10 protein-coding genes are annotated in these 11,177 nt (G+C 66.9%); 1 reads left to right on the top strand and 9 read right to left on the bottom strand.

The window, feature by feature from the left end; translation table 11 throughout:
* Window positions 1-147: 147 nt before the first annotated feature.
* On the bottom strand, window positions 148-951 hold the full coding sequence (locus tag VLR48_RS08705; RefSeq protein ID WP_325291404.1) for a transglutaminase family protein: 804 nt from the start codon (window positions 949-951) through the stop codon (window positions 148-150).
* Between the two features lie 269 nt (window positions 952-1,220).
* Here VLR48_RS08705 and VLR48_RS08700 point away from each other — a divergent pair, with 269 nt between their 5' ends.
* Complete coding sequence (locus tag VLR48_RS08700; RefSeq protein ID WP_325291403.1) at window positions 1,221-1,748, top strand: ATP-binding protein; 528 nt, start codon at window positions 1,221-1,223, stop codon at window positions 1,746-1,748.
* Here the strand turns inward: VLR48_RS08700 and VLR48_RS08695 are convergent.
* The 8 genes from VLR48_RS08695 to VLR48_RS08660 form a co-directional block, all read right to left on the bottom strand.
* The gene (locus VLR48_RS08695) at window positions 1,745-3,286 is read right to left on the bottom strand and encodes an NDP-sugar synthase (RefSeq protein WP_325291402.1); all 1,542 of its coding nucleotides are present in this window, start codon (window positions 3,284-3,286) and stop codon (window positions 1,745-1,747) included. The two genes, VLR48_RS08700 and VLR48_RS08695, sit on opposite strands and share 4 nt — an antisense overlap.
* Before the next feature lie 59 nt (window positions 3,287-3,345).
* Window positions 3,346-4,053 (bottom strand): sugar transferase, encoded by a 708-nt coding sequence (locus VLR48_RS08690; RefSeq protein WP_325291401.1) that lies wholly within the window; start codon window positions 4,051-4,053, stop codon window positions 3,346-3,348.
* Between the two features lie 32 nt (window positions 4,054-4,085).
* Window positions 4,086-5,414, bottom strand: coding sequence for a WecB/TagA/CpsF family glycosyltransferase (locus VLR48_RS08685; protein ID WP_325291400.1), 1,329 nt, complete (start codon window positions 5,412-5,414; stop codon window positions 4,086-4,088).
* On the bottom strand, window positions 5,411-5,995 hold the full coding sequence (locus VLR48_RS08680) for a serine acetyltransferase (RefSeq protein ID WP_325291399.1): 585 nt from the start codon (window positions 5,993-5,995) through the stop codon (window positions 5,411-5,413). The genes VLR48_RS08685 and VLR48_RS08680 overlap by 4 nt, the downstream gene beginning before the upstream one ends.
* Before the next feature lie 21 nt (window positions 5,996-6,016).
* Window positions 6,017-7,015, bottom strand: a complete 999-nt coding sequence (locus VLR48_RS08675; protein ID WP_325291398.1) for a glycosyltransferase family 2 protein — start codon at window positions 7,013-7,015, stop codon at window positions 6,017-6,019.
* A 205-nt stretch (window positions 7,016-7,220) separates the two neighbouring features.
* The gene (locus tag VLR48_RS08670) at window positions 7,221-8,423 is read right to left on the bottom strand and encodes a glycosyltransferase family 2 protein (protein ID WP_325291397.1); all 1,203 of its coding nucleotides are present in this window, start codon (window positions 8,421-8,423) and stop codon (window positions 7,221-7,223) included.
* Window positions 8,420-10,696, bottom strand: a complete 2,277-nt coding sequence (locus VLR48_RS08665) for a hypothetical protein (protein ID WP_325291396.1) — start codon at window positions 10,694-10,696, stop codon at window positions 8,420-8,422. Before VLR48_RS08665 ends, VLR48_RS08670 begins: the two co-directional genes overlap by 4 nt.
* The coding region (locus VLR48_RS08660) for a glycosyltransferase family 4 protein (protein ID WP_325291395.1) at window positions 10,693-11,177 on the bottom strand (485 nt) is incomplete at its 5' end. The genes VLR48_RS08665 and VLR48_RS08660, both read right to left, overlap by 4 nt.

Below are 11,177 nucleotides of genomic sequence, written 5' to 3'. Positions count from 1 at the left end.
GTGCGCCCAGCCGACGGGGGACCCGGTTCGAGGCATGGTCGCAGACCAGGACGGCACTGCCGGCGCCCCGCGCATTGACGACCTCGAAGGCCGGCGGCTCGTCCGGGTCCAACAACCCCGCTGCCGCGTTGCCTCGGGGCGCTGCGCTCATACCTCGTCGGTCCAAACCTTGAAGCTCTTCAATACATTCGGCCCGAAGGCATTGCTGATGGCGACATCGGCGGCGTCTCGGCCCTGGGCGATCAGGATTCGACCGATGCGCGGGATCTTGTTGCGCGGATCGAAGGTGTGCCAGTGCCCGCCGAGATAGACCTCCATCCAGGCCGAGAAGTCCATCGGGTCCGGCGAGGCGGGCACCCCGATGTCGCCGAGATAACCCGTGCAGTAGCGCGTCGGGATATTCATGCAGCGACAGAAGGCGATCGCCAGATGGGTGTAGTCGCGGCAAACACCCTTGCGCTCGTTGTAGGCCTCGAGCGCGGTCTTGGTGGCGCGCGCATGTTGGTACCCGAACTCGATATGGTTGTGGACGAAGTCGCAGATCGCTTGGACGCGCGCCCAACCGGGGGGAGTCTGAGAGAAGAGCTTCCACGCAATCTCGGAGAGCCGATCGGTCTCGCAGTAACGGCTCCCGAGCAGATAGACCAAGGTCTCCCCGGGCAGGTCCTCGACGGCATGCTGCATCGCGTCCGCGTGAATCGGGTCCGGAAGGCCACTGTCCATGACGAGCGCATCGGCTGAGATGCGGATCTCGCCTGCAGGTGCCACGATGCGGGTGCACCAGTTGCCGAAGCCGTCGCGGTAGGCGGTCATGGGGACCGACGGGCGGGTGACGACCGGGTCGGCACGGACCATATCGGAGACCCGGCTGAAGTGGACGTTCAGCGTCAGGATCATGGGTGTCGGCTGGGGACACTCGAAGATCATCTCGTATCCGATCCGGATCTGCATCCTGAATCTCCCGTAGGTATGGAGCCCGTCAAAGCCTATGGATGGCGACCTTCACCTTCATGCGTCGCCGATGATTGTTCAAGCGCATTCGGAACCGTAGTCGTCAGCATAGCACCGAAAGCCTTTCGCTCGATGGCGGCTCCGGGTCCGAAGTCGGCCGGGCGGCTCGCTTGGCGCACGCGCTCGGTGCGCATACGACGACCGAGACGACACGGGTTGAAAATCGTTACACTCGCCGTCCATAGCGACTCGTCGGTCAGGGCATTTCAATGAAGAACAGGCGTCGCGATGACGGGGTGGTGGGAGCGGGTGAGGCGAGCGTCTCGGATCGGTCCGGCGGCAGCGAGCCGGTGAAGACCGATGCCCGAGTCTTCGACAGCCGCCTCGAGGTGGCTCATGAGGCGGCGTCCTATGTGCGGGCGTTCTGCGACGGCTTGGGTTTGGGCGAGGTCGATCTCTCGCAGATCGAGCTTTGTGTTTACGAGGCATTCGTGAATGCCGTAGAGCACGCCTATCGCAAGCAACCTGGACACGAGGTAAGGATCGTGACCCAGGCTGCCGCCGGCTCTTTGCGGGTACGTGTCTGTCAGCGTGGTGTGCTGCCGGATGCGGCGCTGGTGGCGGCGATACCGGCCGGTTTCGACGACCTGCCGAGCGGACTCGATGCCTTCGATTGCGAGCCTCGCGGCCGCGGCATCCGGATCATCAAGTCCATCATGTCCGACTGCGAGGTGGAGTCCGACGGGGACACCGCCTGTTTGCTGATGACCAAGTCCCTTGCAGGGCAAAGGCCCTAGTCGAGACCCGGTCGCCGCGGCGGCGGACGCCAGCTTGCCGGGCGCAGGATGGCGAGCAGCCCCCTGAGCAGATAGACGAGATCGCGTCCGATGCGTCTCTGTCGGGCGTAAAAGACGTCGCTCATGAGCTTTTCCTCGAACGGCGCATCCATAGGGACGTCGAGCTGGGTCGGACCCACGAGCCCGGCGGGGGCCTCTTCGCGGATCCGCTCCCAATCATCGCCAAGCCCGTCCGCCGCCTCGGGCGACAAGGGGGTGACCCCGACCAGCCGGAGATCGCCCGAGGCCACGGCCAGCAAACGCGGGAGTGCGCGCAGGATCGGCACGCGGGTGCGCCACTCCCGGGCGACGAAGTTTCGGCGTGTGGCCTGCCCGAACGCGTCGATGTCGCGTTTGTTGCCGCGCAGGGTGATCGAATCGAACCAGCCTCGGTCACGATTCGGGAGTGCGGCCAGCGCAGCGATCGGCCACAGCGGGAGCGATAGGATCAAGCCTAGGGTTCCGAGCAGGCGGTGGACGGGGTCGGCGATCCCGCCGCTTAAGGTTGCCTGCTTGAGATCGGCCAAGAGACAGGCATCCGTCACCTGAAGGACGGCGCCCGAATCCACTCGAATCATGGTGTTGGCACTCACGATCGCGTTGGTGATCTCCACCAGCTCGCCGACATAGGTGTGGGGGAGGATGACGCTGGAGTTGATGGTCGCACGCCGATCGACGATCACGTCGTCGCTGATCACGACCTCGCCCGTCAGCTCGGCGTCGGGTGCGATCCGACATCGGGCACCGACCAGACAGACGCCCTGTTTCAGTGAGCGCGGCGAGACGCGCGATCCGCGCCCCAGCGTCAATCCGAAGGCGGCCTGTCGGCCGGGCAGGATAAGACCGGGCAGGCGTTTCGCGATCGCATCCAGGTTGACCTGGTGATACTCGGCGAGACTCTGCACTGTGCGAACCTGCTCGGCCGCTACGGGGATCCAGGCGGTTTGCGTTGCCGACGCCTCTCGGCGGGTCGGCGGCCAGGATAGCGGGGTCAGGTCGAGCGCACCGGCACGATGGATCCCGCAGGCGGCGGATACGCCGTCGGCATCGGCCCAGACCGAATCGGCGGGGGGCGTCTCGGCCGCGGAGATCCACGCGGGGACATCGAAGCCATGGATCAAGTCACCGCGCAGCGCGACGATGGGTCCATCCAGGCGCGTGCCGAGTCTCTCGATCACCGCGGTCGGATCCTCTTCGCCGCGGGTCAGGGTGTAGGTCAGGCGCAGTCCCCAGCGTGTGCCGTCGCCGATCACCCGCTGCACCTCGTCTGCGAAGGGCGAAACCACGACCAGGATGCGTTTGATGCCGGCCTTGGCGAGCGATTCCAAGGCGTGCTCGATCATCGGCTTACCGGCGACCGGCAAGAGGGCGACGCTGGTGCGCTCGGTCAGCGGTATAAGCTCGGAGCCGAGACGGTCGGCGAAGAGGACGGCCTGGTCCATATCGATCACCCAAGAAAGAGAATTCGAGAAGGGCTGAACGGCGTTGGCTGGGACCATCGTCGGTCTCTGCGAGGAGGCGCCGGCGCGAGAAGGGTGCGTGTCATGTCCGGGATTGTCTAATAGGCCCCTCGCCCGAACAACACGGCAGGCACCGTTTGCCACAGGAGCTTCAGGTCGGTCAGCAGCGACTGAGACTCGATATAGCGGACATCCAGCTCGACCTGCTCGGGGAAGGGGATATCGGATCGTCCCGAGACCTGCCAGATGCAGGTAATACCGGGCGTGACCTCCAAGCGCCGCCGATCGGAGAGCGAGTATTCGTCGACCTCCGCCGGCACGGGTGGACGCGGACCGACCAGCGACATATCGCCCTTGATGACATTCCATAACTGCGGCAGCTCGTCGATCGATGCCTTGCGAATGAACCGGCCGATGCGGGTGATGCGCGGGTCGCGCTGCATCTTGAAGGTGACCCCGCCGGACATCTCGTTCTCGGCCAGCAGCTCCGCCTTGCGGGCCTCGGCGTCCATGTACATGGAGCGGAACTTGTACATGGTGAAGATCTGACCCCAGCGCCCGACGCGTGTCTGTTTGAAGAGCGCCGGACCGGGTGATTCGAGCCGGATCGCCAGCACCAGCAGCCCGAAGATCGGCAGCAGCAGGATGAACAAGGGGCCGGCCAGCAGGATATCCAGGGTGCGCTTGAGCAGATAGGCCGAGCGCACGACCGCCACCCAGACGAGCCGCTTCGCACCGATGCGCAATCGGATCAACCACCCGGGCTGGCCGGCGCGGCTGTAGCGGCGCAGCAGCAGCTCTTGCATCGAGGCTTGGCTCGGTCGTTTGTCGCCGTGCGTCATGAGCTGTACCCCCCGCGCGCCTGTCGCCAGACGCGGTAAAGGAATAAGGGATTTCCGATCACGTAGCGTTGCCACATGCGGCCCGGCTCCTGGATCAGCCGCCAGGTCCATTCGAGCCCGATCTCGCGCATCCATTCCGGCGCCCTGGGGATTCGGCCCGAGTAGAAGTCGAAGAGACCCCCGACGCCCATGCGCACCGGCGGTGTCAAGCGCGCATGGTTGCGTGCGAGCCATTTCTCCTGACGCGGCACGCCGAAGGCGACCAAGAGGATCGCGGCGCCCGAGGCGTTGATCCTCTCGATGACGGCGTCCTCGTCGGCCGGGTCGAAATAGCCGTCTTGAACCCCGTCGATGCGCAGACCCTGAAACTGCGCCTGCATGTTGACCGCCACTGCCTCGGCGATCCCCGGGCGCGCGCCGAGCAGGAACAGCCCGAGTCCCGATCGGGCGGCCCGCTCGCACAGCCGCGGGAAGAGGTCGGTGCCGTTGACGTTGGCCTGTAGGGCCACCCCGAGCATGCGGCAGCCGATATGGATTCCGATCCCGTCGGGCAGGACTCGTGCGGCATCGAGCAGAATCCGGCGGTACACGGCATCGACATAAGCGATGTTCAGGCAATCCGGGTTGACGAAGGCGAGCAGCGCGGGATCCCGGGCGCCGGCGCGAGCCGCGATCCAGTCCACCGCCTCGGGCATGGTCGTATTGACGATCGGCACACCGAAGAACTCCAGCAGCGGCGGCGTTGGCGCCTCGCCTCCCCCGAGAACCTCCCCGATCAGGGAGCGCACGAGCAGGCCGGCATCGCCACGCGCGCTCTGCCCGTAGGCATAATCGCGGTCGATCTGCGCCTCCGGCGCATAGGCCACACCGGTGCGGCTCTTGAGTCGATAGGGCGAGAAGACACCGGGTCTGACCGTGAAGCGCACGGCCGTCTCGACGTCGACCTGTGCCGCCTCGTGTGCCGTCAAGGGGCGCGGCCCGGCGATCGCCAAGTCCCCGCGCAGGATATTGAGCAGCACCGCGAGACCGCGCCCCGGGGCCGGGCCGGCGAAACAAAGCCGCTCGAAGGGTGCGCGGAAACGCCCGACCAGAGGCTCGCGATCGAAGACCCGGCCCGTGCTCGCGTGCGCCACCGCACCGCGCGCCAACAGCAGCGGAGCGAGTATCGCCATGAGCACCAGCGCGAGCATCAGGTCGAGTACCCGCGAGAGGACAACCCCGAGGACGGTGAGTGGCGGCAAGATACTCCGTAGCCAGAGTGCGCGCCACGGCCGCTGCCGGCGGCCGAGTGGACCGGGGATCTCGAGGTCGGGTTTGCGTTTCATGATGCAGACGCCCCGACATCGGCGCGGGGTTCGTTTCCGGACGAGATCTCAGGACCGGCCGAGGCGCGGCGCGATGTCGCATCGCCGCGGGAACGGATCCGGGCCGGAACCCCGACCGCGAGACATCCGTCGGGGACGTCCTTAATCACCACGGCGTTCGCCCCGATGGCGACATCGTTGCCGATGCGGATCGGGCCGAGCACCTTGGCACCGGCTCCGATGTCGACCCGGTCGCCGATCACGGGTGCCCCGCGCACCCCGCGATGACGCAGGCCGACCGTCACACCGTTGCGCACCACGCAGTCGTCGCCGAAGACGGCATCGCCGCTGATGATGATGTCGCCGAAATGCTCGATCAGGAAGCGCCGGCCGAGCCGCACCTCGCAGGGCAGATCGATCCCGGTCATGATTTGAGAGAGCACCTTGAGGAGCTTGTAGAGAAAGGAGAACGGCCAGCGCAGAACGCGGTTCTCGATCCCGTAGCGCCAGCGCCCGAAGCGATAGACGAGCATCACCCAGAGCCCTTGGCGCGCCCAGTCGCGTTCGTAGGTGTGCCAGTCTTCACGGATGTTCTCGAACATGGAGTGCTCCCGACTCGATGCCTACCAGGGTCTCGGCGGCGAGCGACGCCCGCCTGCCGTCTCGCGCCAGGCCCGATCGAGCAGGGCGACGATCGCCGATGACTCGGCGCGTTTGGCGCGACACTGCGGGTCGTCGCCGCGGTTGCGCCAGGCACGGATCCGATGCCAGGTCGCTTCCAGTTGACGCACCGCCCAAGCGCCGAGCCGGCCATGGTGCTTGCGATAGTAGAGCAGGCCGCTGCGTATCCGCCAGAGCGTGAGCTGCGCGCCCTTGCCGGCCGCGCTCATGTCCAGGTCGCCATGGGTGCGCGAGGACTCGCCGCCGATGTGGACCACGACCACATCCGGCCAATAGCGGATCCGCAGGCCCGCCGCGCGGATCCGTCGGCACAGATCGACCTCCTCGTAGTAGAGAAAGAACGCCTCGTCGAAATCGCCGATGCGGGCCAGCAGGTCGCGGCGGACGATCGAGAAGGCGCCGGGAACCCAGTCGACGTCTGCCGGTTCCATCGGGTCTGCCCAGGTGCGGTCGAAGCGCCCGAAGAAGCGGCTGCGGGGAAAGCGTGCCGCCAGCCCTGAGAGCGTCAGGAGCTCGATGAGCAAGGACGGAAACACCCGGGCCGAGGGCTGCCACTCGCCGTCTCGCCCGATCAATCGCGCCCCGCCCAGGCCGATCTCGGGGTCCGCATCCATGTAGCGCACCGCGCGCTCCAGCGCGCCCGGTTCGAGGAAGGCGTCCGAGTTGAGCAGGACCAGATAGCGCCCGCGCGCCGACTTGAACCCCAGGTTGTTGGCCGCCGCGAAGCCGAGATTGGTCGTGCTGCGGATCAGGGTCGCCTGCGGGAAACGCTCGGCGATCCGGTCCGCCGAGCCGTCGCGCGAGGCGTTGTCGACCACGATGATCTCGTAGCTGACCGCACCGGCCTCTGCGATCAGGGTCTCGATGCACTCCACGAGAAGCTCGCGGGTATTAAACGAAACGATGACGACCGAGACATCGGGCACGCTTGAATCGGACATCGGCATGGCTCCCCTTAAACCGCGCGCGGTGCGGTATGCGTCGTTTGTTGGCTTGGCTTGGCCGCGCAGGCTCCGACGACCGCCGGAGCCTGCGCGGTTTAAGATATTTAAAAATAATAACTTTTAAACCGCGTCAGACCGAGGTCGAGGACATCTCCGAAGCCAAACACAACATGAGAATGACGCATGTCGCTCTGGACGCGGTTTAATCCTTCTGCTCGGTTTCGTTGCGCTCGGTGCGCACCCAGGCGGCATCGGTTCGGGACGCCCGTCCGATGGCGCGCAGGATTGTGAGCTTCCAGAGGATGTAGAAGGGTGCGCTCGCCAAGGCGAGCAGATCGCGCCAACCGCCGCCCCCGATGCGAATCGCCGCTAGGACATGAACGGCGACCAAGGCGAGGCCCAAAAGCGCATAGGTCCTGGTGGGGCCAAAGGGCGGTAGCAAGGCCGCAAGCAGCAACAACACATGAAAGGCCAGCGGCAGCAACAGCAGCTCGAGCAGCGGCTCGATCAGACGACGCTCGCCGGACAGGACGCGGCGCAGCAGGATCGGGGTCCAGTCGAGAATCATCCTGAAGCGACCGCCCTCCCAACGCGCTCGCTGGCCGGCACCGGCCTCTCGGGTGTAGGGCGCGTCCGACCAAACCCCGGTGTTCGCGGCAAAGACCACACGCCGACCCGCGGCGACCAAGCGCAAATGATATTCCATGTCCTCGACGACGCTGGTCGCCTCGTAAGGCTCTTTCAGCAGAGTCTCGCGGGTCAGCCCGAAGCCGTTCCCGAGCAGGCCGACAGAGAGTCTCCAGCGCTCGCGCCCGCGCAGGCGCAGAACGTTGAACGCCATCCATGCAATGCCGCGGAGCCGCGCGCGCAGGCTATGCTCCGGATTGTCGAGCCGATAGCAGCATTGGATCGCCGCGGCACCTCGGCGCATCAGTCGTCGCAGCTCTGTCACAAGATTCAGCTCGACCCGCGTATCGGCATCGACGACGATGAAGCCATCGAAGGGCTCCGGGAGCAAGCTGCGGAAGGCGAAGTCGAGCGCATAGCCTTTACCTCTGCGCTGCGGGTCCCGGCGCTCCAACACGCGCGCCCCGGCCGAGCGCGCCCGCGCGGCGGTGTCGTCGGTGCAGTTGTCGGCGATGACCACGACCTCGAAGCCCGCATCGCCCGGATCGCAGGCGTGCAACGAGGCGACGGTGTGCGCGATGCCCTCGGCCTCGTCATGGGCCGGGACCAGGATGGCGATGCGTCCGATGGGCGTCGTCGTCTTCGGATCGGTTTCGCGCCGCGGCGGGAGGATTCCGCCGAGCGTCAGGAGCAGCAGCTCGATCGTGCCGGGCAGGCTCGGCAGTGCGAGCAGGATGCCGAGGAGCATCCAGAGCCAGATAAATGCGTCGTGCGTCATGGCAACACCTCCGCCCCGCCCAGGACGACCAGGCTATACGCCGGAACGGTGACCCGGATCCGGTCCTTGCCGATCGCCCGAACGGCGAGGGATCGGGGCCGAACCTCGTCGGTGGTCTCGTTGCCTTTGAACGGATCGGAGGCATCCAGGACACGGCCATGGGTTGGTCGCGGGCTCTGCGCATCGGGAAAGCGCAGGGTCAGGCGCCGGGGCTCGGGTGCATCGGAGACGATGGCGACCGACCAGCCCCGCGGGCCTCGGAAGGGTGCGACGAGCAATCCGGTATCCTCGTCGGTGATGGATGCCCGGTAGAGATCTCCGTCGATGACCTGATTGAGCAAGGCAACCGCCCATCCGGTCGGACGCAGTCGATCGCCGCGGGTCAGGTCGCGCGTGACGCCGAACAGCGGGACCAGACTCGAGCTGCCTTCAAGCCGCGTGTCGAAGCCGGCGAGTGTATAGACGCACTGGCGTCGTGCGCCGAGCGCCATCGCTTCGAGCAATCGCTTGGCCAAGGCGGGGCCGGAGGCGGCGCCCGTGACGAGTGCGGCGCGATCGTCGGCGGCCGCGTCGCCGCGTGTCGTGTGCAGGTTGACCTCGTAGACGGCCAGCTCCTGCTCGGCGGGTTGTCGGGCGACGATCTCCTCCAGACGGCCGCCGTCGTTCGCGAACAACATCTCGAGCGCCCGATCCCGATCGGCCGCATCCAGGCTCGGCAGCATGTAAGGGGCGACGGCGAGGATGTCGGCCTTCGTGCTGGCCGCGGCGACCTTGCCCGCCGAGTAGGGGTTGGCGTGCTGGGCGTTGACGACATGGCGCAGCGCCGGATGGTTGCCGGCGCCCTCTTCGAGTGCCGTGAAGAGTCGGTCGGCCGCGGCGCCGTGGTGCGCGGGGTCTTGGATGCCGGCCGGGCGGAAGATGGCGTTCCAGTTCTCGTTGCCGAATTCGACCAGGACCTCCGAGAAGCCGTCGGCCTCGATGCGCTCGGCGAGCCAGGCGCCGAGACGCCGCGCCTCGTCCGTCGTGAAGGTCGTGGGCATGACCAGCCAGGGGTTGGCCCCGACGGTACGGTTGAGATCGAGAAATTCGGGTAGACCGTAGCCGTACTCCGCGCCGTTGCCCGGTCGATAACGGCTTGCACGTCGTGCATGCGGCTCGGCCAGACGGTTGTCGAGCGTGTCGCCGAGCTGGTTCTGCCAGTCGCGCAGATAGCCCGGGCGCAGCTGCTTCAGGGCAGCGACGACCTCCGGGCGGAAGGCGCTCGTGTCCAAGTCCAGAGGACTGCCGGCTCCCGCGGACATCGCGTTATCGGCCGCGATCGGGCCGAGCCAGATGTCGTCGAGATGGACCTGACCCGGGCCGCTGACCTCGATGGCGAGCTCCAGTGCCCCGATCGGTCCCGCGTCGGCGGCCTCGAAGGTCTGCTCGATGCGCTGCCAGCCCGGCTCCGGGCGCACTGTCAGGTCGAGAAAGGGCGCCGATCCATGACGTCGAAAGAGGATTCGCACCCGCGGCGGATCGCCGGTCTCGGCATGGATCCAGAGCGAGAACAGCCAGGGTCCCTCGATCGGAAGGAGCTTCCCGGCACGCGCCCCGATGGTGTCGAGATGGCTGCTCAGGCGCAGTGTCGCTCCCGACAGCGGGGTCAGGGACAAGGAGCGTCGGCCGGGGCTCTTCGGGGCGATCCGTGTGGCGTCGATCTGCACGCGTCCGTTGGTGCTGTCGGGTAGCCACCAGTGTGTCGGCGGAAGATCGTCGCGAATGCGGGTCAAGGCGACCATGTCTCCCGGGGCGAGTCGATCGTCGAGCCCGTCGGTGATCAGCTCGGGCAGCGCGTGGCGACCCACGGCGCGCGAGTCGAAGAGGTTCCCCCGTGCACCGGCCGCAGCACCGGTCAGGATCTCGTAGGCGGCGCCGGACCAGAAACCGTCCTCGCGGGCGAGCCAGGTCTGATCGTCGCTGAAGCGGTCGTGATCGACGTAGGCAACCCGTACCAAGGCGCGGTCGATGATGCCCTCGAAGCCCGGATTCCCGAGCACATTGCGTCTGAGCTGCTCCGCGCCCCAGTAAGTCGAATGACCGAGGTTCATCCCGATGCGCTCGACGTCCGCGACCAGGGGGGCTGCCTCGACGCGGGCCTCGACCGAGACGGGAGCGGCGCTCCGGATCCGCAGATCGGTCGGCGCTTCGAGCAGGGACTCGGTCCGGGCGACGCCGGTCCCTGCGATCAGGGCGGCCAGCGCGGCGGCACTCAGCGATCGCAGCGGTGTCATGTCGGCTCTCCCAGGCGGTGCCGCAGGATGTCCGCCAAGCGTCGGGTGTTGGTTTCGAGGTCATACTTTTCGATGACCCGTCGGCGTCCGGCCTCGCCGAGACGGCGGCGACGCTCGGGATCTGCGATCAGACCCGCGATCGCCTCGGCCAGTGCGGCCGCGTCCGAGGGCGCGACCAGCATGCCGTCGACCCCGTCGCGGATCAGCTCGGGATGCCCGGTGATGAAGGTGGTCACGCAGGGGATCTCCATCGCCATCGCCTCCATCAGGACGACGGGGATCCCCTCCGCGAAGCTCGCGAGCGCGAAGACGTCGGCCGTCGAATAGAGAGCGCGGATCCGGTCCTGGTTCACCGAACCCTCGAAGACGACCGAGGCCCCGAGCCCGCGGGTCCTCGCCTCCTGCTCGAGAGAGTCCCGGTCAGGCCCGTCTCCGACGAACCGCAGGAGGACTCTCCTTCCCGCGGCAGCCAGCCGGGCTA

It is taken from the genome of Thiocapsa sp., assembly GCF_035467215.1.
Classification (GTDB): Bacteria; Pseudomonadota; Gammaproteobacteria; order Chromatiales; family Chromatiaceae; genus Thiocapsa.
The sequence above is the reverse complement of the archived record's forward strand: the minus strand, read 5'-3'. Positions and strand labels throughout refer to the sequence as shown.